Source organism: Bradyrhizobium sp. SZCCHNR1051 (genome assembly GCF_032489615.1).
Taxonomy (GTDB): Bacteria; Pseudomonadota; Alphaproteobacteria; order Rhizobiales; family Xanthobacteraceae; genus Bradyrhizobium.
The window spans coordinates 1-22,826 of sequence record NZ_JAUEYJ010000037.1 but is presented as its reverse complement, the minus strand read 5'-3'; the positions used below and the strand labels follow the sequence as shown (position 1 = coordinate 22,826).

Here is a 22,826-nt window from a genome sequence, read left to right as displayed (position 1 = left end):
GGTCGTGTCCCTCGTCGCGGCAGCGCCGTCGGTCAGAAGAAGCCCTTGGCCGGAAGCGGTGTGCCGTTGATCAGATACTGCCCGATCGCCCGCTCCTTGTAGGAGACCGGGTTGTGCGACGACAGGGTGCGGGCGTTGCGCCAGTGCCGATCGAAATTGGTGGCCTTCTTGGTCGACGAGGCGCCGCCGACGTCGAAAATGTATCCGCCATTTTTGATGGCCGCATCATCCGCGATGATCTTGGCCTGCGCCGACAGCAGTGCAGCCCGGTGGGCCAGCTCCTCGGCATCGGCGCGTCCGGCATCGAACGCCTCCGTGGCCGCGTCGAGCGCCTCGGCGGCGACAAGGACGACCGTCTCCGCGGCGTGCGCCGCGCTCGCGATTCTGCCGATCGTCTCCTGCAGTAGCGGGTCTTCGGTCGGCTTCTCGTGCGGCGCATAATAGAACGTGCGCTTGCGCGAGCGGACCAGCGCAATTGCGTCACGCAGGGCGGCGCGGCTGATGCCCGCGACGGCGGCGGTCAGGAACAGCTGCGCGAACGTGTTCGAATAGGGCACGCCGTAGCCGATGTCCGGAGCGTCGAACACGATCTCCTGCTGTTTGACCCTGACGTTGCGGAAATGGGTGGTGCCGGTCGCCGTCAGCCGTTGCCCCATGCCGTCCCAGTCGTCGATCAGCTCGATGCCGTCGCGGTTGACCGGGATGATCGTGGCGCCGGGACGCCCGCTCGGATCGGCCGCGCGCACCAGCACGAGGTCGGAATACAGGGTGCCGGTGCTGTAGTATTTGGTGCCGTTCAGCAGATAGTCGTCGCGGTCGGGCGTGAAGGTCGTGTTCGGCGTGATGTTGCCGACCTGGGGACTGTCGAGCTCGGTGGTGGCAAGCCCGATGATCGCGCCGCCGGCCACCGACTTCTGCCATTCGCGCGCCTGGTCGTCGCGGGGATTGCGGACCAGCCGCTCGACGACGCTGAAATGATTGCGCAGGATGTGCGCGACATTGGCATCGGCCTCGGCGAGCCGGATCACGATCTGGAACAGATCGCGGATTGAGCTGCCGGCGCCGCCTGCGGCGACAGGCAGCCGCAGCGCCCCTAGCCGCGCCTGCTTGATCAGCGCAATCTGCTGGTGCGGCAGGATGCGCTCGCGCTCGCGGTCCGACTCGCCTTCGGCGATTGCGGCCAGCAGGGTCTCGAGCGCGCCAGGAGCGAGCGGAAGGGGCGGCTCGGTGGTGAAGGATTTGGTGGGCAGCGGCTTGTTCATGACGGACCCGGACGATAGCGAGACAAGAGGAAGCGAGCTGCTCAGCGTTGCGGCGCCGGCTCGTCGATCTGGGCGAGGTGGTCGGCGACCTTGACCGGCTCCGGCAGCACCTTGCGCTCGACCAGCCAATCGGCGGCCTTCTGCAGGTCAGTGACGAACTGCTTGTCGTTGACGGAGAAATAGCGGTATCTGCGGTTCAGCGCGATGAACTGGTCGCGGATCTGATCGCTGTATTTGCCGGCCTTCTGCGCGATGTATTCGGCGTCCTTGCTGTTCTCCGAGATCCATTTGCCCTCGGCGCGAAACGCCTCGTTGACGGCGCGCACCAGGGCCGGATTCTCGGTCGCGAACTTGCGGGTGGTCAGATAGGACGTGTAGTCGATCTGGAACTCGAGATCGCGGCCTTCCAGGAAGATGTCGTGCGCCTTGTAGTCGAGCCGGGCGATATCGACGCCCGGGCTCCACATCGACCAGGCGTCGACCTTGCCCGAAGCCAGCGCCGGCGCCGCGTCCGGCGGATTGAGGTAGACGAACTTGACCTTGGAGCGGTCGACCTTGTGCTTCTCCAGCGCGGCGACCAGTAGGAATTCGCCGAGGCCGGAGCGGTTGACGGCGACCGACTTGCCGACGAGATCCTCGACCTTGTTGATGCCGGAATCATCGCGGGCGATGATCGCTGTCGTGCGGGGCTCGTAGACGACGAATTGCGTGAACACCAGTGGCGAGCCGGCGATGATCGCCGCCAGCGCCGGCGTGGTCGAGCCGCCGAAGCTGAAATCCGCGGTGCCGCCGGTGACGGCCTGCAAGGTCGGGGCGTGGTTCGGGAACGGGCCGAGCCATTCGACCTTGATGCCGTCCTTGGCGAGCAGCTTCTGGAACTCGCCGCGCTCCTTGGCGATCAGGTTGAGGCCCGAGAGGCCCCAGGTGAGGCGCACCGTGTCCGTGACGCGGTCGGGCGCGGACCATGCGTCATCCGTCAGGGTGAAGCCGGCGAGCGCGCCGATGCCGAAGGCGGCGGTGCCGAGGAACTGGCGGCGGGAGAAGTCATCCGAAGACATGTCGATCCTTCCGAAAATCAATCGTGAGCGTGTGAACCGAGCACACCGAGCTCAGCCAGCAGGTCGCCGCGGGCGACCGTGCCGCTGCGATCCGCGCGGTGCTCGAAGGCGATCCGGCCGTCGCGCATCACCAGGATGCGATCGGCGAGCGCGATCGCTTCGTCGACGTCGTGCGTGACCAGCAGCACGCCGGGACGATGGTTGGCCACGAGCTCGCGTACCAGCGCATGCATGCGGATGCGGGTCAGCGCGTCGAGCGCGGCGAACGGTTCGTCGAGCAGCAGCAGCTCCGGCTGCTGCACCAGCGCGCGAGCGAGCGCGACGCGCTGCGCCTGGCCGCCCGAGAGATTGCGCGGCCAGTCGTCGAGGCGGTCGCCCAAGCCGACCTCTGCCAGCGCCGCGGCGGCGCGGGCGCGGGCGTCGGGCACATCGAGACCGAGCGCGACGTTGCGCCACAGGCTGTCCCAGGGCAACAGGCGATGTTCCTGGAACACGACGGCGGGCCGGCGCGGCGCGATGATGCGGCCAGCCTGGATCGGATCGAGCCCGGCCAGCGCGCGCAGCAAGGTCGTCTTGCCGCAGCCGCTCTCGCCGAGCAGCGCCACGAACTCACCGCGTTCGATGCGAAGATCGAGGCCTTCGATGACGGTACGCTCGCCATAGGCGCGGCGCAGACCATTGACGATCACCGCAGGCGCGGTGGCGCCCTGCAGCGGCGGCGCGAACTGGACCGTCATGGCGCCGCTCCGTAGTTCGGGTGCCATGCGAGCCGCCGCCGCTCCAGCCAGCGCGCGATCAGGTCGGCGCCGACGCCGATCAGGGCGTAGATCACGATGGTCAGCACGATGACATCGGTGCGCAGGAATTCGCGGGCATCCATGGCGAGGAAGCCGAGGCCCGACTGCGCGCCGATGGTCTCGGCGACGACCAGCGCGAGCCAAGCGGTCGCTAGCGCATAGCGGACGCCGGTGAGGATCGAGGGCAGGGCGCCGGGCAGGATGATGCGGCGGATCAGCTGCAGCGTCGACAGCGCCTGGACCCGGCCGAGCTCGAGCAGCTTCGGATCCACCTGGCGAATGCCGAGCGTGGTGTTGATGTAGATCGGGAAGGTCACGCCGAGTGCAACCAGAAACACCTTCTCGGCCTCGCCGACGCCGAGCCAGACGATCACCAGCGGCAGCATGGCGAGGAACGGGATCGCGCGGATCATCTGAATGCTGCGGTCGATCAGGGCTTCGGCGATCCGCGAGAAGCCGACGAGAATGCCGAGCGCAAACCCGATGGCGCCGCCAATCGCAAAGCCAGCGGCTGCGCGCAGCAGGCTGACGCCGAGATCGTTCAGCAGGGTGCCCTGCGTCGTCAGCTTGAAGGCCGTGCGCATGATCTTGCTTGGCGCCGGCAAGACTTGCGGCGACAGATAGCCGCCCTGCGCCGCCGCTTCCCAGATCACGATGAGGAGGGCGGGCGCGAGCCAAGACAGGGCCTGCAGCGTCGCCGAGCTCAGCGCGCGACGCCTGTCCGCGCTGGGGCGCGCGGCGTCACGATTGGTCTGCGGCAGCTCGATCGTCCCGGCAGCTTGTTCGAGATTGCTCAAGAGTGCGTCGTCCTCGCGATGTCATGCCTCTGCCGATCGAGATCACTCGGCAGATCTGTAGATCGGATGCCCGCAGGCGGCCGTGTCACGCCGCCTCGTTGCACGCCGGCAAACTGTCCCACGAAACATGGCTGATCGAAATAGAGCCGTTTTCCAATTGTTGTCAGGCCTGGAGGTTTTCGATTTCCCGCGCGGGCCAAAAGCGGCAAGAACTTCTTTTCCGAATTTGTTAGTACCGGTGGAGAGGATCGCGCTTCGTCGAGATGACGATGCGAGAGACGTGCAGATCGTGAGGGTCGACCATGACAAGTCCGCTTCGTTTCGGCATTTGGGCCTCGGTACATGGCCCGCGCGCGGCGCATCAGGATCCGGAAGAACCTTATGATGCCTCCTGGGAGCGCAGTCGCGATCTCGTGCTGAAGGCGGAGGCGCTGGGGTATGATTCGACGCTGGTGGCCCAGCACACGATCAATCCGCACCAGGAGGATCTCGATCAGCTCGAGGCCTGGAGCGCAGCAGCGGCGCTCGCAGCGCTCACCAGCCGGATCGAGATCATCACCGCGATCAAGCCGTATCTGTATCATCCCGTGGTGCTCGCCAAGATGGCGCTCGGCATCGAGAACATCAGCCGCGGGCGTTTCGCCATCAATCTCGTGAATGCCTGGAACAAGCCCGAATTGGAGCGCGCCGGCATCGGCTTCGCCGAGCATGACGAGCGCTACGCCTATGGACGCGAATGGATCTCGGTGGTGTCGCGGCTGCTGCAGGGCGAGCGCCTCACGCACAAGGGCCGCTATTTCGACGTGCAGGACTACGCGCTGCGGCCGAAGGATCTCTACCGGGTCCGGCCGCGGATCTATGTCGGCGGCGAATCCGAGCCGGCGCGGTCGCTGGTCGCCGATCACGGTGACGTCTGGTTCATCAACGGCCAGCCGCTCGCCGACGTCTCCGGCCTGATCCGCGACGTTGCGGCGCGGCCGAGAGGTGCGGCGCCGCCGCTTCGCTTCGGCCTATCGGCCTTCGTGATCGCACGTCCGACCGCGGCGGAGGCGGAAGCTGCGCATCAGCGGCTGCTGCTTCTCGCCGAGAAGGACGCGCCGATGAAGGCGATCCAGAAGCAGAACACCGACCCCAAGGTGGTGATGATGCAGACCATGCAAAAGAGCGCGCGCGTCGGCAGCAATGGCGGTACGGCCGCCGGGCTGGTCGGCAGCTATGAGGAGGTCGCCGACCGCATCATCGACTTCCACGCCGCCGGCATCGAGCTGTTCATGCTGCAGTTCCAGCCGTTCGAGGCCGAGATGAAGCACTTCGCGGACGAGATCATTCCGCGCGTGCGGCAGCGACAGCGCGATCTTGGTCTCGCGACGGCCGATTCCGGCCGACGCGTGGGGTGATCTCGCCTGCGAAGCGCGCGGAAGAACTGATTGCTTTGTTAAGTTCGTTGCGCGGGGAGATATTCGCTCACCGTCGCGCCACATTCGAAAATCCATTTCATTGACGATGTGGACGGGCGAACGCATCATCCATTCATCATTGGGGCGCTGACGACAGCGCACGGTCAACGAGACATCGAGGCATTCCGCGGATGGAGTGCGAGCGCCATGCGCCTGCGCATCGGCGGAGCTTTGTCGGCAGGAGAGGGTGATGGATAACACGGAGACGACAAGCGCCTTGAGCCGGCGTCGGCTGCTGCAGGCAGGCGCCGGAGCCGCGTTGGTGGCGCCGTTCGGCGGCCTTGCCGCGCAGGGTCTGTCCTTGCGAGCCGCGCCGGAGATCGACTTTCAGCAGTTTCCGATCTGCCGGACGGCGGCCGAAGTGCCAGCTCTCACCGGCGCGCCGCGCAAGCTGAAACTGTCGTGGAATGCCGGCGCGGTGTGCCTGACGCCGGTTCCGGTGGCGATCGACCAGGGCCTCTTCAAGAAGTACAATCTCGATGTCGAGCTGATCAACTACTCGGGCTCGACCGATCAGCTGCTGGAAGCCATCGCGACCGGCAAGAGCGATGCGGGCCTTGGCATGGCGCTGCGTTGGCTGAAGCCGCTGGAGCAGGGGTTCGACGTGAAGATCGCCGCCGGCACCCATGGCGGCTGCATGCGGGTGCTGGCGCGCAGCGATTCCGGCATCACCAAGCTGGCGGACCTCAAGGGCAAGGCGGTCGCCGTCGGCGATCTCGGTGGTCCCGACAAGAACTTCTTCTCGATCCAGCTCGCGCGGCTCGGCATCGATCCGGTGAAGGATGTCGATTGGCGCGTCTATCCAGGCGCCGTCGTCAACGTCGCCGCCGACAAGGGCGAGACGCAGGCGTTCCTGGCGTCCGATCCGCTCGCTTATCTCTGGCTGAAGGACCCGGCCTACAAGGAGGTCGCCTCCAATCTCGACGGCGAGTATCAGAACCGCGTCTGCTGCATCCTCGGCCTGCGTGGCAGCCTCGTGCGCGAGGAGCCGCAGGTTGGCCGCGCTATCACGCAAGCGCTGCTCGATGCCGCGATGTTCACGGCGCAGAACCCGGTCGAGGCGGCGAAGTCGTTCCAGCCTTACGCGCCGAAGCAGGCGACGCTCGCCGATCTCGAAGGCATGGTGCGCTATCACACCCATCATCATCATCCGCATGGTGCTCCGCTGAAGCAGGAGCTGAAGGCCTATGCCGACGACCTGAAGGTCGTCTCCGTCTTCAAGCCCAGCACCGACACCAGCAAATTCGCCGAGCGCATCTATGTCGACATTTTCTCTGTCTGACGTCGCCGCCGGCGAACTCGCGCGGAGCAGCTTGCTTGCCGACAAGCTCCGCGAGGTGGCGCCCGGCATTGCCGCGGCGCTCGCCTGGGCCGCCTTCGGCGCATCCTGCCTCGTCCGCGAGGACATCGGTGACTGGTCGCGCACGACCGATCTCGCGATCGCCGGGTTCGTCATCGCGGCGATCCTGCTGTTGGCCAGTCTGGCCGCGCACCTGCTCGGACGTGCGGGTGTCGGCGTGCGCAAGCGAAGTCCCTGGTTCATCGCGCTCGGCGTGTTCCTGACGCTGTGGGAGCTTGGCACCGCGAAATACGCCTGGCTGCCGCTGCCGTTCTTTCCGCCGCCGCAGGCCATCATCGAGGTCTACACCGACGATCTGCCGAAGCTGCTCGACAGCGTCTTCGCCTCGATCAAGCTGCAGCTCGGCGGCTACCTCATCGGTGCCACCATCGGCTTCGTCACGGGTGTCTCGATCGGCTGGTCGACGCGGATCGGCTACTGGGTGCATCCGGTGCTGCGCTTCATCGGACCGCTGCCGGCCACGGCGTGGCTGCCGATCGCCTTCTTCAGCTTCCCGACCAGCTGGAGCGCGTCGACGTTCCTGATCGCTCTCGCCACCGGCTTCCCCGTAACAGTGCTGACATGGTCCGGCGTCGCCAGCGTGCCGAGCGCGTACTACGACGTCGCGCGAACGCTCGGCGCCAAGCCGTCGTTCCTGGTGCTGAAGGTCGCGATCCCCGCGGCGCTGCCGCATGTGTTCGTCGGCCTGTTCATGGGCCTCGGGGCCTCCTTTGCGGTGCTGGTCGTCGCGGAGATGATCGGCGTCAAGGCCGGTCTCGGCTGGTACCTGCAATGGGCGCAGGGCTGGGCGGCGTACGCCAACATGTATGCAGCGCTGCTGGTGATGTCGCTGCTCTGCTCTGGCGCGATCACGCTGCTGTTCAAGACCCGTGACCGCGTGCTGGTCTGGCAGAAGGGCGTCGTGAAATGGTAGCCGTTGCGGAAGCTCGACGGGCGGCGTTCCCGGGTGCCGCGATCGACATCGCTCATGTCGACCATGCCTTCGACATCGACGGCGCCGAGCTGAAGGTGCTCGACGATGTCAGCCTGATCGTCGAGCCCGGCGAGTTCGTCGCGCTGCTGGGGCCCTCGGGCTGCGGCAAGTCGACCTTGTTGCGTCTCATCGCCGGCCTCGACAAGCCGCGCAGCGGCGTGCTGCGCGAGGACGAGATCAGCATCAGGGGACCGCATCCCTCGCGCGTCGTCGTGTTCCAGGATCCGACGCTGTTTCCATGGCGCACGGTGCGGGACAACGTCGCGCTGGGACTGGAGGCGCAGGGCATCCTCAAGAAGCAGCGCCATCGTGTCGATGCGGCGCTCGACTTGGTCGGGCTGTCCGACTTCCGCAACGCCTATCCGCATCAGCTCTCCGGCGGCATGGCGCAGCGCGTCGCGCTGGCGCGGGCGCTGGTCAACGATCCCAAGGTGCTGGTGCTGGACGAGCCGCTCGGCAAGCTCGATTCGCTAACCCGCATCGCGATGCAGGCGGAGCTCGTGGCGCTGTGGCAGCGCAAGGGTTTTACGACGCTGCTGGTCACCCACGACGTCGAAGAGGCGCTGGTGCTCGCCAATCGCGTCATCGTGCTCAGCGACCGCCCCGCGCGCATCAAGGCCGACATCGTCGTGGACAGACCCTATCCGCGGCATCGCGGTGATCCGCATCTTGCCGATCTGCGCCGGCAGATCCTTGGGCTCCTCGGCTTGGAGGCAACATGGTAGCCGTCATCGAAAGCATCGCGCCGCGCCCGGCCGGTGCGGTGGACGACGAAGAGCTGATTGTACGAGCCGTGCGGCTCGTGCCCGTCTTCGCCGAGCGTGCGCCGGCGCATGACCGTGACCGCAGCTTCCCGTTTCAGAATTTTCAAGACCTGTTCGACGCGAGCCTGCTGTCGCTGACCGTGCCGACCGCGCTTGGCGGGCATGGCGCCGGCGCACGTCTCACCGCGCGCGTGCTCGGGATCATTGCCGAAGCCGATCCGTCGACGGCGCTGGTGCTGGCGATGCATTACATCCAGCACTTGGTGATGGCGCGGCACCAGGAGTATCCGCCGCGGCTTGCGCGCAAGCTCGCGCGGGAGTCGGTCGAGCGGGGCGCGCTGATCAACACGTTCCGCGTCGAACCCGCGCTGGGCTCGCCGTCGCGCGGCGGCCTGCCGGAAACGATTGCGCGGCGCACCGACACCGGCTGGCGGCTGAGCGGCCGCAAGATCTACTCGACGGGTGCGCCGATCCTGAGCTGGTACTCGGTGTGGGCCAAGACCGACGAGGCCGAGCCCCGGCTTGGACTCTTCCTGGTCCAGGCCGGACTGCCCGGCATCAGCATTCTGGAGACCTGGGATCATCTCGGCCTGCGCGCGAGCGGCAGCCATGACGTCGTGTTCGATGACGTCGTGATCCCGCTGGACCATGAGATCGAGCTGCGCAAGCCGGAGGGCTGGCGGGTGCAGAACCCGACGCAGGCGCTGGTTCACGCCGCTTTCGTCGGCGCGATCTATGACGGCGTTGCGCGCGCCGCACGCAACTGGATCGTCGACTTCCTGAGGACGCGGACGCCGTCGAGCCTCGGTGCACCGCTCGCGACCTTGCCCCGGGCGCAGGAGGTGCTCGGCGCGATCGAGGCGCGGCTACAGGTCAATGCGCGGCTGATCGATAGCGTGGCGCGCGATTTCGACGAGGGCAGGGTCGTCAGCCCGGTCGAAGGCAACGTCATCAAGCTGACCGTCACCAACAATGCGGTGGCGGCCGTCGAGGACGCGCTGTCGCTGTCGAGCAATCACGGCCTCAGCCGCGCCAACCCGCTCGAGCGGCACTATCGCGACGTGCTGTGCGGCCGCGTGCATACCCCGCAGGACGACGCCACGCGGATCGCCGCCGGCCGTCTGGCGCTTGGACTCTGAGAACCTGAGGAGAGAGGACACATGTCCGAGATCGAATTCATCGGCTTCATTTCCAACAACAACTCGTCCGAGACCATCGTCCGCAAGGGACCGGTGCTCGACCCCGTCCACATCGAGACGGTGGCGAAGGCGCATGAGAATGCCGGCTTCGACCGCGCGCTGCTCGCGTTCCACTCGACCTCGCCGGACAGCCTGCAGGTCGCCCAGCATGTGCTCGGCGTCACCTCGAGGCTCAACGTGCTGATCGCGCAGCGACCGGGGTTCACGTCACCGACCCTGCTGGCGCGGCAGTTCGCGGTGCTCGACCAGTTCTCGCGAGGCCGCGTTGCGCTGCATGTGATCACCGGCGGCAATTCAACCGAGTTGCGACAGGACGGCAACACGCTCGACGACAAGGAGGCGCGCTATGCGCGGACAGCTGAGTTCCTCGACATCGTCCGCGCCGAGTGGACCAGCGAGAAGCCGTTCAGCTATGCCGGCAAGCACTATCAGGTCGAGAACGCGTTCGCGCAGGTGAAGCCGTATCGGAAAGAGGGCATCCGGATCTATTTCGGCGGCGCCTCCGATGCCGCGATCGACGTTGCGGGCCGGCATGCCCACACCTATGCGCTGTGGGGCGAGTCCTATGCACAGGTGCGCGAGCAGGTCGCCCGCGTCAGCGCGGCGGCTGCCAGGCACGGCCGTCCGGCACCGCGGTTCTCGCTCTCGGTGCGGCCGATCCTCGCCGACACCGAGGAGAAGGCCTGGGCCAAGGCGCAGGACATCCTTGAGCGCGCCACCGCGCTGCAGGACCAGACCGGCTACCGCAAGCCGGCCGACGGTCATGCCACGGATGGCGCCAAGCGGCTGCTGGCGATCGCCGAGCAGGGCAAGCGGGTCGACAAGCGGCTGTGGACCGAGATTGCCAAGCTTACCGGCGCCAACAGCAACACCACCGCGCTGGTCGGCACGCCGGAGCAGGTCGCCGACGTGTTCGGCGACTACTACGATCTCGGCATCAGCCATTTCCTGATCCGTGGCTTCGATCCGCTGATCGATGCCATCGAGTACGGCCGCGAGCTGATCCCCGCGACGCGCGAGCTCATCGCGCGGCGGCAGGGCGCGAAGGGAGTGGCCGCGGAATGAAGCGCGTTCTGCTTGCCGCGGGTGTTCTGCTCGCGTTCACGGCTTCCGCCTTCGCGCAGGCGACCCTGCGCGTCGGCGACCAGAAGGGTAATGCGCGCGCCGTCATGGACGCAGCGGGCGTGCTCAAGGACGTGCCCTACACCATCGAGTGGAAGGAGTTCGTCGCGGCGGCACCCTTGCTCGAAGCGCTGAGCGCGGGCGCCATCGACACCGGGCTCGTCGGCGACGCGCCCTTCACCTTCGCTGCCGCCTCGGGCGTGCCGGTCAAGGCGATCGCCGCCATTCGCCAGACCCAGGAGGGTCTTGCGATGCTTGTGCCCGAAAGCTCGGCCATCAAGAGCTTCGACGACCTCAAGGGCAAGAAGATCGCAACCGGCCGCGGCTCGATCGGACATCAACTGGTGCTAGCGGCACTGGAGTCACGCGGCTGGACCACCGGCGACATCCAGCTCGTGTTCCTGCCGCCCTCCGATGCCAAGGTCGCCTATACGCAGGGCTCGGTCGATGCGTGGTCGACCTGGGAGCCGTATGTGAGCCAGGAGGAGGTGCTGTTCAAGTCGCGCCGCATCATCACCGGCGAAGGACTGACGCCCGGCCTGAGCTTCCAGGTCGCGACCCCCACCGCCATCAGGGACAAGCGCGCGGCGCTGGAGGACTTCGTCCAACGGCTTGCGGCGGCGCGTGCGTGGTCGCTCGGCAATGTCGAGAGCTATGCCGAGACCTGGGGCCGGCTGATGAACATTCCGTCCTCCGTACCACTGAACTGGCTCAAGCGCGCCAAGGTCCGCATCGTGCCGGTCGACGATGCCGTCGTCGCCGACGAGCAGAAGACGATCGACCTCTACACGCGCACTGGCCTGATCAAGGAGCGGCTCGACGCGGCGGCAATCCTCGACCGTTCGTTCACTGCGGCGATCGCGAAGGGGGCGGGGCTTTGAGCTGTCGGCGCATCACGTGATCTCACCGAATACACGTGACTCTCGGCGGCGTCTGCCGCTGAAAACCATAGCACCCTTCAGCGGTGATCCCACCGTCAGCCTCCACGCTATCAGGCTGACCTTCCCGTAACCGTCCCGGCCCGCCGCCGGTGAACTTGGTGCCACACCAGCTACACCACGTCACGCGGCACGATCGCGGCGCCTCCGCGAACCCGGGGGAAAAGGAGCCCGCTCCGATCCTCTATAGGTAGAGTGCCAAGACGCCTTAACTTGGCTTCCCGCCGTCAAGCGCTGCGCAGACGGCTAGGTCGGCATTGTCGACGGCGAGCGACCCATTCAGTGACTTGGAGCCTGTTGTCGCGCTTCTTGAACGCCCAGTGCTCTAATGCCTTGGGCTGGCGAACAGAGTCGCTTCCAGTCCGATGTGGTCCGAGAGGTAGTCTTGCGGGCCGGGGGTGACGATCCAGCGGATGCGTGACTTGAAAGCACGCCGGCGCACACGCGAGACGTCGAGATTGAAGCCGTGAACCGCAGTCGCACGTTCGATGAACAGGTAGTCGATCCTGGATCCGGTCGGATTCGCGTCGTCCGGCTGCATTTCGTCGCAGTAGTAATCGACATTGTCCGACATCGTCGGCGTGGCAATGGCCGGATCATAGGCTTGCCGATATGCGTCGCTGGCGCGATAGACCTTACAGTTGGTATTGAAGTCGTTGTAGATCGGCTCGTCGCCGTCGCCGTGACGGTCGGTCAAGCCATCGCTTTTCACCGTATCAAACGGTACGGTCCGCAGGTCATAAAAGCCGGCCTGCTCCATCGCCGCGACTAGGTTGTGGTACTCGTCGGTGTCCGCGCCGATGTTGAGATCTCCGGCGACAATGGCCACGTTGGGTGGAAGGTGCGTCGCCTTGATAAATGCAATCAACTCGTCAATCTGCCTGCGTCTGACGTCGATCTTCTCCGCGTCGGTTGGGCCAGGCGGCAGAAGGCCGCCATCGCCGGCATAAAGATGCGTCGAATATAGCTCGATCGCACCGAAGCCAACCGGGATACGCGTGAGTTGCACCCCTTTGTTCGCCCATTTGTCGGAATCGAACATGTAACCCATCTCGCATCCGCCGGGCATGACTCGCGACACGCCGTCCGCCGCATAGACATGCCCGCCCCCATTTTCGATTGTCCGCGTCGGGCTGAGTACGAGGATCCCACTCTGCAGCTGCTTGTAGGCAAGGGAGCCGGCCGGTCCGTCTAAATGCTGCGCGTTGCCATGTGCCAGGATCGTATCCCTCGTATCCTGGTCCCAAGCCTCGATCAGCGATACGACGTCGTAAGCGAACACCCTTCGGCCGATTTCGTCGGCGCGCTCCGGGATAACCGGCTCTTCCTTGGCAGTTACTTCGAATACGCCAAGCACCGGCGCGACCAGCTGCATCAGCGCCTCAAATACGACCTCCTCCGGGATCGAGAAGAGGCTTATCAGCCAGTCGAGGTCGGAACTGAGATGTTCGATGATGTATCCGCCGAGCGAGAGGCTGTCGCCCACCAGCTTGCAAGTGCCGTTCAACGGGTTGGCGGGCACGCCGCAGATTTCCACGATCGGCGGGAAGATGCGATCGCAGACATCTCCGACATCGGCCCCAATCATCTCCAGCGTCTTGCCGATGAAGTCAGCCGACGATACCCCAAGACAAGCCACGAAGTGGCCCACCCCTCCTGCGGCGGCGACGATCTCCTTGACTCCGACCTTCGCGCGTAGGCACCAGATGTTGTAGTGCAAGAATGAAATTCGTGTTGTGGAGGGGCCCGACAGGCGCCAAGCTGCGTCGGCAAACGAAGCCGTCGGCAGGATCGTTCCCGGTGCCGCTCCCGGGTAGCGCAGCCTGGACAAGAGGCTGTGCATCGATTGCGGCGGGTAAAGTGCGTCGGCCTGCTGCGCGAGTTGATTGAACGACGTGGTGGGCATCCGCGCATCCTCCTGACTGGTGAATCAGCTTGCCTGGAACCGGTAGGCGAGCGTTGGCCAGGACAGCCAGCGTTCCGGCGCCCGTCTGACTTCCTGTTCGATCTTCTGGTTCACCCAGGCAGCGAGATCCTCCGGCTGCTTGCCGGCGGTGGGCAGTGTCGCCACCACTTCCACACGGTTGTCCCTAGGCGCTATCAGCGCCAGCGTGTAGCCGTTGCCGATCGCAAGCCTCAGAATGGCGGCCGGGGTCTTGGCGGGGCGCCCGAAGAATGGGCTGCGGACGAACTCGGTGCCCGGATGAATGTTGTCCATCATCGCGAACACGTTGCGGCCTTCGCGCATGTACGCGGCGAGCGCCGACGCACCGCCTTCGGCCCGAAAGTTCAGTGTGGTGCCTGCGTCCTTTAGCTCGGAGAGCCAGGGAGCATCATTCGATACCAGAACGACCACATGCTTTTTTTCCGCAGTGCCGAGCAGGCTCGCAAGCTCCGGGAAGTACCATCCGACAATCAGCAGCTTCTCCGATGCCGGCAGGTTCACATCGATCTGGCGTGTCTTCCATGCACTTAGATTGCCCATTGCCTCGAGCCAGGCCTGCTGATGAGCCGAGCTGAAATCGGCGCGGGCTCGAGGATGGGGGGCGGCGAGCAGCTTGCCTGCCCAGGCGAAGGCGTGGTCCGCGCAGGCCGGAACCGACTTCGTGACTGCGTCTACCTTCAGTCCGTGAATGCTGCTCAGGACGGTGTGCAGATCATTGGGCATTTCAAGACCCCGCCAGTTCGCATGTTCTGAGCGCGGCCTAGCGCGCGCCAACATCCTGTCTCGCAACTAACGATCGCAGGCGCCAGCCGATCGATCGTTGACGTGAATCAAGCCGCGGCGGCAAAGTTGAAGATATTTGAAAATACATCTTCAGCGTGAGGCAACGAACATGACGAGCGACATCAAACTCACCGACACGTCGGTCATCCTAGAAGGATCAACGACTGTGCTGCAGAGCGGCAACGTCAGGGTTCCCGTCGACGCGCAGGGCTATCCCGGCATGCTCAGAATCGAGTTTGACGGCGCGGAGGCCCACGCGGGACGTCTCTTGCTAGCCCCGGCTTGGTTGGGGCGAGCGATAATGGCATGCAACGTCGAGACCGTGCAGCTCCAGAGCCCGAAAGTGCCTCCGGCGGCGCGCGCGGCGCTCTCTCACTCCCAGGCTGACGAACTTGTTCTCAACGATGGCAAGCATTACGCCGGGGGCGTTTCGATTCACGGTGCAGCGAAACTCGAAGACGTGACCGTTAAAGGCGCCGCGCGGTTCGAGAAAACCGTTACCGCTCCAGACGGAATTGTCGCGGGTGGCGTTACGATCGCAGTCCCCGCACCGCCCGCATTGCAACCGGGTCTATCAGTTGCGAGCTCGCGCACCAGCATGGAGATCAGCTCGTCGACCATTCGTGTGACAACGAGCCATGTTGGGATGATGGGGCATCAACCCGCGCCGGACGTCCTTGACCTGGTCGCGGAGATCCGCAGCCTTCGCGACCGGGTGGCCGCGCTGGAGAAGAAAGCCGGGGTTCCCGTGCCGGCCTAGCCTCACGAGCCTCCTCGCCTTGGTCGCGCTGTGACAAAGCCACATGCGATTCGTTCGTGTGATCCAACACCGTACTGTCTCGGATGATAGCAAGCGTCATTGAACGGCCGCTCCCGGTGCAGAGCTCGCCTCGGTAAGTAGGATGGGTTGAGCCGAAGGCAAGACCCATCAATCGGATGGTTGGTCAAGATGGGCTTCGCTGCTGCTCAACCCATCCTACGAATTGATCGCTATGGAAAACGCGCCTGATAGCTTGTCGTCATGTGCAATTGATGTGCCTCAAGCGGAGGTCGCAGCTCAAAGGATCGGAGGTCCCGAGCAAAATTCCGCCGGGTCTGACGGTAGTCTATTGATCTTGCATTCGGCCGTTCGTATCCGAGCTCCTGCATTGTTGGAAGCATCACGGATAAGGTCAAGAGATGAGACGGGTGGTCTTCTATTCATGGCAATCGGGCCTTCCGTCGAGGGGAAATCGCGGCTTCATCGGCGATGCGCTCGAACGAGCTATTTGATCTGTCCCGCCGACCAAGGTCGATGCCTCACGGCTGCAAACCATCTCTTGGATTGTCCAGTCATTGGCCGTACGTTGGCTGGCGGTGACGGAATAATGCCCAAAGCAAACACCATGGAGAACAGTTGGCCTGATGGATGAAGACGACCCGAGCGATCAAATCTCCCGGATCGAGGCGCGGATCGAAGAGCTTGCCGAGATGGCCGAGCAGTGTCGCAAGATCATCCTGGCCTCGAGGGTCGTGATCTATGTCGGTGCAGGATTGCTGCTCGGCGCGGTGCTGGGCCTGCTGGGATCCAATGCGGTCGTCGCCCTCGGGGCGATTGCTGCGGTGCTCGGCGGCATCGTGTCGCTCGGATCGAACGTCAGCACATTGCGACAGACCATGGCGGCAATGGCCGCCGCCGAGACGTTTCGCGCCGACCTGATCGGCAGGATCGATCTTCGTCTGGTTGATGACGCGCGCCGAAGCGGATTGCAGCCTCGGTGACTCGCGCCGCCGGGTGTTGCACTCCGAGCGATCCGTTTGCGGGGGGCGGTGACGGTGCGCGAACTGACTACACCGGATCAACGCGACCTGTCGAGCAAAGCGGGTTCAGGTAGGCTGTATCGCCTTGCCGTGCGCAGCCCGGGCTGCTATATATAAGCAACGCGCAAGAGTGCTGATCTCGCCGAGTAGCTCGAGACGGTCATGCATCTGTACGGTGAGCGCATTCTGTCGTTCGACATGCGGGCAGCGCGGATCGCGGGCCGGTTGTCGGATCGGACGAGGGGGCCTGGACAGGCGCCGGGCTTCGCCGACATCATCATCGCAGCGACCGCGCGCCGGCATAAATTGACGATCCTGTCGCGCAACCTCAGACATTTCGAGCCGCTGGATGTCCCCGTGCTGGATCCATTTGCGGACTTGCCGTGAACGTCGCGGTCCGGGTTCTGATCGGCAAGTGCCGCGGATTCGACCTCGCGCGATGCCAATCAGCTCAGCCAATCAGCTCAATTGACGTGAGAGGATGGTTTCGCCGGCGCCCGACCTATCCTACGATAGCAATGAAAAAGAAGATGCAGGGAGTAAACCATGCTCAAGGGGATCGATCCGCTGCTCAATGCCGACGTGCTCTATGCTGTCAGGGCGATGGGGCATGGCGACCGCCTCGTGATCTGCGACAGCAATTTTCCGGCCGATGCGATCGCGCGGCAGACGGTGTTCGGCGAGCTCCTGCGCATCGACAATGTCAGCGCGGCGCGCGCGGTCCAGGCGGTGCTGTCGGTGCTGCCGCTCGACACCTTCGTCGACGATGCCGCGGTCAGGATGGAGGTCGTCGGCGAGCCCGAGGTGGTGCCGCCGGTGCAGCAGGAGGTTCAGGCTGTGATCGACCGCGCCGAAGGCAGGTCCTGGCCGCTGGTCGGCGTCGAGCGGCACGCGTTCTATGAAAAAGCCAAGACCGCCTATTGCGTGATCGCGACCGGCGAGCGCCGGTTCTACGGTTGCTTCCTGTTCAGCAAGGGCGTGATCGCGCCGGACGCGCAGTGAGCATACTCCTGGCCGCGCTCACATGGGTGATGCGCGTCGTGTTCTCGTCGCGTAGCCAGGGCGAGCGCCCGCCGATGCCCAACGGTCGTCGGCGGGAGCGGCCCCGGGGCGAGGCCGGCCCCGCATGTCGCTACGCTCGTGGCGGGCTACGGACCGGTCACGGAGGCGGGAGCTGTTGGCTTGCGGTAGCAAATGGTGGCAATTTATGCTCCCCGGTCTTGGAGCATCCGATGGCATCTGTCGAAAAACTCAGCGTTGCGCTGACCAGCGAGCAGGTCTCGGCCCTCAAGACAGCGGTTGAGTCGGGCGAATATGCCACCACCAGCGAGATCGTCCGCGAGGCGGTGCGCGACTGGCAGCTGAAGCGTGAGCTGTGCCGGGAGGACGTCAGGCGCCTGCGGCAGGCCTGGGGCGAAGGCATCGCCAGCGGATCTGCTGCCAAGGTCGATATGAAGCAGCTGCGCACGGACGCCCGCGACGGCTGAAGGGAGCGAAGCAAGCCTCCCACAATGCCGATTGAGCTGGTCTGGTCCAACCAGGCCTGGTCCGATCTGCTCGACATCTACCTGCTGATCTGGGTCGATCAGCCAGCCGCCGCTGAGCGTCATCTCGACCGAATCGAAGCGAAATTCGAACTGCTGAGATCGCAACCGCGGATGGGCGCCCGCCGTTCCGATCCGCCCGTCCATGCGTATGCTGGTCGAGGCGCCTTACCTGCTGCTTTACCGAACCGTCCCCGACACGGACGAAGGTCCGGTTGACTCCGTTGAAATCATCCGCGTCATCGACGGCGACGACGTCCGACCGACGGCAAATCCGCCCTCATGGCTTTGCGGGTTCGAGTCCTGCATCACCCATCATCCGGCCGCGGCCGGCCCCATGACGTCTGGGCGATGGGCCAAACATAGCCGCCGCCTGAAGGCTCAGCCAGCGCTGTGGTGTCGGCTTTTCGATCGATGTTGATATGGCCGTAGAAGGGCACTGGCGAGTATCGAGCAGATATTGACGGTCTGCGCGCCATCGCAGTCGCCGTCGTCGTCTTGCTTCATCTCAGGGTGAGTGGCTTCAGTGGCGCGGCGTTGCCGCCTCTATTTGCTCTCGGATGGCGTCCGGCTGTAGACCGTCTTGGCCGGATAGGTCGAGTTCGTGATCGTCAGCGTACTACCATCGAGATTATAGATGCTGGCGCCGTCGCGCGCCTTGTTCTTGACGAATGCCGACTTGCTGACGCCGACGACTGTCGCTTCCAATTGCGAGGCCCGGCTGATCTCATAGATGGCGCCGCCCTGATGGCGCGCGCTATTGGCCGTAAACCGGGCTTGCTCATAGCTCACATGCGAGCCGTAATCCTCGTAGGTTGCGCCGCCATCCTGCGATGCCCGATTGCCGGTGAACGAGCACTTCTGACATGTGACGACGACGCCCTCGCGGTTGACGTTGGCGCCGCCATAGACGGCCCGATTGCCTTCAAAGACGGTATCGGAGATCGTGAGATTGGCCTTGCCGTAGGCATAAATCGCTCCGCCTTCGAGTGCTTCGTTGTGCTCGAAGCGGCAATTGTGCAGCGTCATCTTGAATCCGATCGCGGCCTCGCGCGGCAGAAATTTCTTGCCGGCATGATAGGCAAGCAACCCGCCGCCCTTGCCGTTGTAAGTCCGGCCGACCGCGCGACCGTCACGCAGCGTCAATCCGTCGAGCAGCGCGTCATCGGCGCCATAGAGGACGTGCGCATATCGATAGCCGCCTTTGGCGGCCCTCGCGCTCAGAATTGTCCGCGCGCCGGCGGCGCGACGCTGCTCTAAGGCAGTTTCAGTGCCGGCAAACCCGCCGTACAGCTTCACGCCGTCGTAGAGAATGAAGGCCGCGATACGGCCGTCCTTCTTGGCAGGCCTGTACGTGCCGGCCTTGATCCAAACCGCTGCCTTCGAGGCCGAGGCGAGGTCGATGGCCGCCTGCAAGTCGGAGAACCCGGTTGCCCAGGAAAGTCCGTCCTGTGCCTTGGCCGGGTTGTCCGGGACGACATAGATGACCGGCGCGGATACGGCCTTGGCGCTGACCGCTGGCCGGATGTACTCGCCCTGATATTCGACCGCGCCGCTGTTCTTCACGTAAATCTGGACGAGTTTCTCGACCAAGCCGTTCTTCAGCAGGAGCGCGCCGTCCAAGCCGGACTGGTAACCGCGCGCATAAGCGGGCGCGGATTTAAGGGCAACGGGTTCCAACTCCCCCTTGAGGTTGCTGATGGGGATGAAGTCGGCCAGCGGCAGCGTGCTTCCCGCAGGAGCGAGCGAGCCGACCTCCGACACAATGTCCTCATGCCAATTATAGACCTTACCGACAACGCTGCGGATGAGGATCGGATTGCTGTTCGCACCTGTCCCCTGATAAAGGTCCGGGCCCAACGCGCTGCTGGCCTTGTTGCCCACGATTGTCACGTTGACGAGCAGTGGTGCCGAGCCGCCGTCGTTGCCGACGCCGCCGGCGCTCACGGCCGAGTTGCCTGTGAACAGCGTGTTGAAGACAAGCGGCGACGCGGCAAAGTCGTTGTAAAGGCCGCCGCCTTTGTCGTTGCTGCGGTTGCCGATGAAGCGGCAGTTGATGAAGCGCGGCATAGCGCCGAGATCGTTGCTTACGCCGCCGCCGCGCAGCTCGGCTACATTGTCGATGAAATCGACATTGATGAAGGCGGCCTGGTCCGCGCCCGCCTTGTGCACATTGTAAACGGCGCCGCCCTTGGGCGAGTAGTTGTTCTTGAAGACGACGTTGCGCACAATGGGGCTGGTCATGAAGTTTCTCATGCCGCCGCCAACGACCATGTCGTTCTTGAGAATGTCGGCCGGCACGAGATGCATGCGGGGCTTGTCCGTCCCGTAAGAATCCGAGACCGTGAAGCCATCCAGAATGGCTCGGTTAGCGCCCATAATAATGGTCTTTGTGTTTTTCGTCTTGTCGCCCTTGCCGATATTGCCGCTGAGTATGGTTACATTCCTTCGAAAATCCCTTTGCTGCCGCGCCGTTTCGTTGCCTGAGAAGCCCCCATAGACGGCGATGTCCTCCTTGAGGACAAATGACTTGGTCTGATCGGTCGCATCGGGATAATACGTGCCACGCGCCACCCAGATTTCGTCGTTCTTAGAGGCCGCTGATAGTGCATCCTGCAGGGATTGGAACGGGGCATTCCAGGCGTGCCCGTCCCCCGCACTCTTACTTGCCTGATTCACGTACCAAGTTTTTCCGGAATCGGCTTGCGAGACGCCCGAAGCTAAGGTGACGATTGCAGCCGCAAAAAGTGCCGTGAAAAGGTGCTTCATCTTCATTCCTAATCGGGGATTGATCCGCGGCGCGTCGGCTGGCTCCGTAGGCGTTCCAGCGAGCGGGGGGTCTCTATCGAGCAGAGCGCAGTTCTAATGTACAGCATGCTCTCGACGTCAATCGTTTGTGTTGATCTGAGTCAATCCGGCGCGAGTTCGGGGCCTTCGCTGCGATTTGGCTCTTTCTGACCTCTATGGGTTGGCTCGCCAGCCTGCGTTGCCATCAGCAGCGAACGGTTCTCGTTGTGGTGAATATGAAGCGGTACGCTGTCGCCAAATATCCGCGGTAAGGCATCTCAAAAATGCCGAGAACATCGCCGGACTGTTAGCAGGTCCGCTTACGCAAATGATGGTCAAAGCCACGATGTGCCTTTCCTCCGCTCGACTCAGGGTAGATCGTAGCAGAAATGCGGCGCGGCGAGATTGCGGGTGACAGTGCACTAAATCGTGCTGCGCCATCCGATGAAGTTGTTTCGTTCGATGGCCGATATTCGTGGTCTGTTCGATGAAGGATGACCAGCTCGCTCTCGGTGCGTTCGCGCCAGCGATTGCGGGATTGCGCTGACAGTGCACTTGACTATCTCGCTGACCAAGGTCGATGCCTCACGGCTGCAAACCATCTCTCGGATTGTCCAGTCATTGGCCGTACGTTGGCTGGCGGAGAGGGAATAGTGCTCAAAGCAAACACCATGGAGAACAGCTGGTCTGATGAACGAGGACGACCTGAGCGATCAAATCTCCCGGATCGAGGCGCAGATCGAGGAGCTTGCCGAGATGGCCGAGCGGTGTCGCAAGATCATCCTAGCCTCGAGGGTCGTGATCTATGTCGGCGCAGGATTGCTGCTCGGCGCGGTGCTGGGCCTGCTGGGATCCAATGCGGTCGTCGCCCTCGGGGCGATTGCCGCGGTGCTGGGCGGCATCGTGTCGCTCGGATCGAACGTCAGCACACTGCGACAGACCATGGCGGCAATGGCCGCCGCCGAGACGTTTCGCGCCGACCTGATCGGCAGGATCGATCTTCGCCTGGTGGGTGACGCGCGCTGAAGCGGATGGCAGCTTCGGTCGCTCGCGCCGCTGGGTGTCGCCCTTCGAGCGATCCGTTTGCGGGGGGTGACAGCGCGCGAAACTGACTTCGCCGGCTCAACGCGACGAGGCTCAACGGGCTTCGGGGAAGCGACGCCGGGGAGAGACCTGTCCCGCATGTCGCTGCGCTCATGGCGGGCTACGGGACTGGTCACGGAGGCAGAGAAGGGAGTCCAGCGCCGGGCGAGCGCCGCGAGACCTCGCCCGGTGCCACGCCGCGGTTTCAATCAGAAGCGGCTCAGCGGCAATTCCAGGTCGTTCCTTGCGCGCAAACCGCGTTCGGGCTGTCACCACCATAGATCTGATAGGGGTATTCGCCTTTGCGGTAATAGCCATAGGCGTGGGGGTTCACTCCGTAGTAGGCGGGCGCCTCGTAATACGCCGGGCCGCCGTAGACCGGACCATCATAGTAATCATAGGCGTCGCGGCTCGCGGCGATCGCAAGACCGGTGCCGATGGCACCCGCCGCAAGCGCCGCGCCGACCGCAGCGCCGCCGCCGCCGTGCCAGCGCCCATTTCGCGCGTCGGCACTGGTCGGGGCCAGGGCGCCGATCGCGAGTGCAGTCAATGAAGCAATTGCGGCCGTGCGGCCGAGCAGAGCTGTTTTGGTCGACATATCAGGCCTCCAGTGAAGTGCGCCGTGATCGGCGGATGTCTCCGGTGTCCGGCTCTGCCAAGAACGGTTGACGAATGTCAGAGCCGAACAAGGCCGGCAAACGGATGATCGATTGCGGTTCTTGATCCGACCTCGCTCGAGGAGCTGGCGACAGTCCAAAGCGAATGTCAGGTCCACCACACTAGAACCGCTGCTGCGCTTCGGAGTTCCGGCCCCGCCCGAACTTCCATGCGATCGGACCGGTGCCGCTGGGCACGCGGAGGAGGGGAATGGCTCGTGCTTTGCCGACCCGGCAGCCCGGAGCCAACTCATCACCGTGACGGTGCATTCCAACAACTGAAGACGTTTGAAGGGCGTCGATGATGCTGGCCGCTATGACCCGATGAGCTCACGCCATCCCGAGTTGCACGACGGGCAATCTCTGCATGGCGCGCATGCGCCAACTGCCCGTCGAGCCAGTTTGTCGCGGACTCATCACTTGCCACGTCGAGGCTGGGCAAGAACTCAGTGTTCACGGTAAGATTTGGGGGCATGACGAATCGGCCGTTCAAGAGCGGCG

The 22,826-nt window shown here is 64.2% G+C and carries 22 protein-coding genes; 14 read left to right on the top strand and 8 right to left on the bottom strand.

Features of this window, described 5'->3' with window-relative positions:
* Positions 1-32: 32 nt before the first annotated feature.
* The 4 genes from QW868_RS32005 to QW868_RS31990 are packed head-to-tail and all read right to left on the bottom strand — an operon-like array spanning position 33 to position 3,914.
* Positions 33-1,262 (bottom strand): acyl-CoA dehydrogenase family protein, encoded by a 1,230-nt coding sequence (locus QW868_RS32005; RefSeq protein WP_316232422.1) that lies wholly within the window; start codon positions 1,260-1,262, stop codon positions 33-35.
* A 41-nt stretch (positions 1,263-1,303) separates the two neighbouring features.
* On the bottom strand, positions 1,304-2,320 hold the full coding sequence (locus QW868_RS32000) for an NrtA/SsuA/CpmA family ABC transporter substrate-binding protein (RefSeq protein WP_316232421.1): 1,017 nt from the start codon (positions 2,318-2,320) through the stop codon (positions 1,304-1,306).
* 17 nt (positions 2,321-2,337) lie between these two features.
* On the bottom strand, positions 2,338-3,057 hold the full coding sequence (locus QW868_RS31995; protein ID WP_316232420.1) for an ABC transporter ATP-binding protein: 720 nt from the start codon (positions 3,055-3,057) through the stop codon (positions 2,338-2,340).
* A complete protein-coding gene (locus QW868_RS31990; protein ID WP_316232419.1) occupies positions 3,054-3,914 on the bottom strand; it encodes an ABC transporter permease subunit in 861 nt (286 codons plus the stop codon). Before QW868_RS31990 ends, QW868_RS31995 begins: the two co-directional genes overlap by 4 nt.
* Positions 3,915-4,216: 302 nt before the next feature.
* Here QW868_RS31990 and QW868_RS31985 point away from each other — a divergent pair, with 302 nt between their 5' ends.
* From QW868_RS31985 to QW868_RS31955, 7 genes are all read left to right on the top strand, one after another.
* A complete protein-coding gene (locus QW868_RS31985; protein ID WP_316232418.1) occupies positions 4,217-5,311 on the top strand; it encodes an LLM class flavin-dependent oxidoreductase in 1,095 nt (364 codons plus the stop codon).
* A gap of 250 nt (positions 5,312-5,561) precedes the next feature.
* Complete coding sequence (locus tag QW868_RS31980; RefSeq protein ID WP_316232417.1) at positions 5,562-6,653, top strand: ABC transporter substrate-binding protein; 1,092 nt, start codon at positions 5,562-5,564, stop codon at positions 6,651-6,653.
* Positions 6,631-7,644, top strand: coding sequence for an ABC transporter permease (locus QW868_RS31975; RefSeq protein WP_316232416.1), 1,014 nt, complete (start codon positions 6,631-6,633; stop codon positions 7,642-7,644). The genes QW868_RS31980 and QW868_RS31975 overlap by 23 nt, the downstream gene beginning before the upstream one ends.
* Positions 7,638-8,429, top strand: a complete 792-nt coding sequence (locus QW868_RS31970; protein ID WP_315757868.1) for an ABC transporter ATP-binding protein — start codon at positions 7,638-7,640, stop codon at positions 8,427-8,429. Before QW868_RS31975 ends, QW868_RS31970 begins: the two co-directional genes overlap by 7 nt.
* Positions 8,423-9,607 (top strand): acyl-CoA dehydrogenase family protein, encoded by a 1,185-nt coding sequence (locus QW868_RS31965; protein ID WP_316232415.1) that lies wholly within the window; start codon positions 8,423-8,425, stop codon positions 9,605-9,607. Before QW868_RS31970 ends, QW868_RS31965 begins: the two co-directional genes overlap by 7 nt.
* 21 nt (positions 9,608-9,628) lie before the next feature.
* Positions 9,629-10,732, top strand: a complete 1,104-nt coding sequence (locus QW868_RS31960) for an LLM class flavin-dependent oxidoreductase (RefSeq protein ID WP_316232414.1) — start codon at positions 9,629-9,631, stop codon at positions 10,730-10,732.
* Positions 10,729-11,670, top strand: coding sequence for an ABC transporter substrate-binding protein (locus QW868_RS31955; protein ID WP_316232413.1), 942 nt, complete (start codon positions 10,729-10,731; stop codon positions 11,668-11,670). Before QW868_RS31960 ends, QW868_RS31955 begins: the two co-directional genes overlap by 4 nt.
* 382 nt (positions 11,671-12,052) lie before the next feature.
* On the opposite strand, the gene QW868_RS31950 is transcribed toward QW868_RS31955, so the two are convergent.
* Positions 12,053-13,633 (bottom strand): endonuclease/exonuclease/phosphatase family protein, encoded by a 1,581-nt coding sequence (locus QW868_RS31950; protein WP_316232412.1) that lies wholly within the window; start codon positions 13,631-13,633, stop codon positions 12,053-12,055.
* A 24-nt stretch (positions 13,634-13,657) separates the two neighbouring features.
* Positions 13,658-14,395, bottom strand: coding sequence for a hypothetical protein (locus QW868_RS31945; protein WP_316232411.1), 738 nt, complete (start codon positions 14,393-14,395; stop codon positions 13,658-13,660).
* A 169-nt stretch (positions 14,396-14,564) separates the two neighbouring features.
* On the opposite strand from QW868_RS31945, the gene QW868_RS31940 reads away from it, so the two are divergent.
* The 6 genes from QW868_RS31940 to QW868_RS31915 all read left to right on the top strand — a co-directional run bounded on the left by QW868_RS31940 (position 14,565) and on the right by QW868_RS31915 (position 18,018).
* On the top strand, positions 14,565-15,215 hold the full coding sequence (locus QW868_RS31940; RefSeq protein ID WP_315712575.1) for a hypothetical protein: 651 nt from the start codon (positions 14,565-14,567) through the stop codon (positions 15,213-15,215).
* A gap of 644 nt (positions 15,216-15,859) precedes the next feature.
* A complete protein-coding gene (locus tag QW868_RS31935) occupies positions 15,860-16,216 on the top strand; it encodes a hypothetical protein (RefSeq protein ID WP_316232410.1) in 357 nt (118 codons plus the stop codon).
* A gap of 201 nt (positions 16,217-16,417) precedes the next feature.
* On the top strand, positions 16,418-16,642 hold the full coding sequence (locus tag QW868_RS31930; protein ID WP_316232409.1) for a PIN domain-containing protein: 225 nt from the start codon (positions 16,418-16,420) through the stop codon (positions 16,640-16,642).
* A 159-nt stretch (positions 16,643-16,801) separates the two neighbouring features.
* Positions 16,802-17,257, top strand: coding sequence for an RbsD/FucU family protein (locus QW868_RS31925; RefSeq protein ID WP_315770957.1), 456 nt, complete (start codon positions 16,802-16,804; stop codon positions 17,255-17,257).
* Positions 17,258-17,487: 230 nt separating this feature from the next.
* On the top strand, positions 17,488-17,742 hold the full coding sequence (locus QW868_RS31920) for a type II toxin-antitoxin system ParD family antitoxin (RefSeq protein ID WP_315786507.1): 255 nt from the start codon (positions 17,488-17,490) through the stop codon (positions 17,740-17,742).
* Positions 17,743-17,766: 24 nt separating this feature from the next.
* Entirely contained in the window at positions 17,767-18,018 is a 252-nt protein-coding gene (locus QW868_RS31915) for a type II toxin-antitoxin system RelE/ParE family toxin (protein ID WP_316159969.1), read from the top strand.
* 327 nt (positions 18,019-18,345) lie between these two features.
* Here the strand turns inward: QW868_RS31915 and QW868_RS31910 are convergent, their stop codons facing one another.
* A complete protein-coding gene (locus QW868_RS31910; RefSeq protein ID WP_316232408.1) occupies positions 18,346-20,568 on the bottom strand; it encodes a right-handed parallel beta-helix repeat-containing protein in 2,223 nt (740 codons plus the stop codon).
* A 708-nt stretch (positions 20,569-21,276) separates the two neighbouring features.
* On the opposite strand from QW868_RS31910, the gene QW868_RS31905 reads away from it, so the two are divergent.
* Complete coding sequence (locus QW868_RS31905) at positions 21,277-21,612, top strand: hypothetical protein (protein ID WP_315770964.1); 336 nt, start codon at positions 21,277-21,279, stop codon at positions 21,610-21,612.
* Positions 21,613-21,889: 277 nt separating this feature from the next.
* Here QW868_RS31905 and QW868_RS31900 read toward each other — a convergent pair whose 3' ends face one another.
* Positions 21,890-22,267 (bottom strand): hypothetical protein, encoded by a 378-nt coding sequence (locus QW868_RS31900; RefSeq protein ID WP_315770966.1) that lies wholly within the window; start codon positions 22,265-22,267, stop codon positions 21,890-21,892.
* Positions 22,268-22,826: the final 559 nt, after the last annotated feature.

Coding starts and splice junctions, on each gene's coding strand:
- QW868_RS32005 (WP_316232422.1), bottom strand. CDS start 1,262: ATGAACAAGCCGCTGCCCACCAAATCCTTCACCACCGAGCCGCCCCTT.
- QW868_RS32000 (WP_316232421.1), bottom strand. CDS start 2,320: ATGTCTTCGGATGACTTCTCCCGCCGCCAGTTCCTCGGCACCGCCGCC.
- QW868_RS31995 (WP_316232420.1), bottom strand. CDS start 3,057: ATGACGGTCCAGTTCGCGCCGCCGCTGCAGGGCGCCACCGCGCCTGCG.
- QW868_RS31985 (WP_316232418.1), top strand. CDS start 4,217: ATGACAAGTCCGCTTCGTTTCGGCATTTGGGCCTCGGTACATGGCCCG.
- QW868_RS31980 (WP_316232417.1), top strand. CDS start 5,562: ATGGATAACACGGAGACGACAAGCGCCTTGAGCCGGCGTCGGCTGCTG.
- QW868_RS31975 (WP_316232416.1), top strand. CDS start 6,631: ATGTCGACATTTTCTCTGTCTGACGTCGCCGCCGGCGAACTCGCGCGG.
- QW868_RS31970 (WP_315757868.1), top strand. CDS start 7,638: ATGGTAGCCGTTGCGGAAGCTCGACGGGCGGCGTTCCCGGGTGCCGCG.
- QW868_RS31965 (WP_316232415.1), top strand. CDS start 8,423: ATGGTAGCCGTCATCGAAAGCATCGCGCCGCGCCCGGCCGGTGCGGTG.
- QW868_RS31960 (WP_316232414.1), top strand. CDS start 9,629: ATGTCCGAGATCGAATTCATCGGCTTCATTTCCAACAACAACTCGTCC.
- QW868_RS31955 (WP_316232413.1), top strand. CDS start 10,729: ATGAAGCGCGTTCTGCTTGCCGCGGGTGTTCTGCTCGCGTTCACGGCT.
- QW868_RS31950 (WP_316232412.1), bottom strand. CDS start 13,633: ATGCCCACCACGTCGTTCAATCAACTCGCGCAGCAGGCCGACGCACTT.
- QW868_RS31945 (WP_316232411.1), bottom strand. CDS start 14,395: ATGCCCAATGATCTGCACACCGTCCTGAGCAGCATTCACGGACTGAAG.
- QW868_RS31940 (WP_315712575.1), top strand. CDS start 14,565: ATGACGAGCGACATCAAACTCACCGACACGTCGGTCATCCTAGAAGGA.
- QW868_RS31935 (WP_316232410.1), top strand. CDS start 15,860: ATGGATGAAGACGACCCGAGCGATCAAATCTCCCGGATCGAGGCGCGG.
- QW868_RS31930 (WP_316232409.1), top strand. CDS start 16,418: ATGCATCTGTACGGTGAGCGCATTCTGTCGTTCGACATGCGGGCAGCG.
- QW868_RS31925 (WP_315770957.1), top strand. CDS start 16,802: ATGCTCAAGGGGATCGATCCGCTGCTCAATGCCGACGTGCTCTATGCT.
- QW868_RS31920 (WP_315786507.1), top strand. CDS start 17,488: ATGGCATCTGTCGAAAAACTCAGCGTTGCGCTGACCAGCGAGCAGGTC.
- QW868_RS31915 (WP_316159969.1), top strand. CDS start 17,767: ATGCCGATTGAGCTGGTCTGGTCCAACCAGGCCTGGTCCGATCTGCTC.
- QW868_RS31910 (WP_316232408.1), bottom strand. CDS start 20,568: ATGAAGCACCTTTTCACGGCACTTTTTGCGGCTGCAATCGTCACCTTA.
- QW868_RS31905 (WP_315770964.1), top strand. CDS start 21,277: ATGAACGAGGACGACCTGAGCGATCAAATCTCCCGGATCGAGGCGCAG.
- QW868_RS31900 (WP_315770966.1), bottom strand. CDS start 22,267: ATGTCGACCAAAACAGCTCTGCTCGGCCGCACGGCCGCAATTGCTTCA.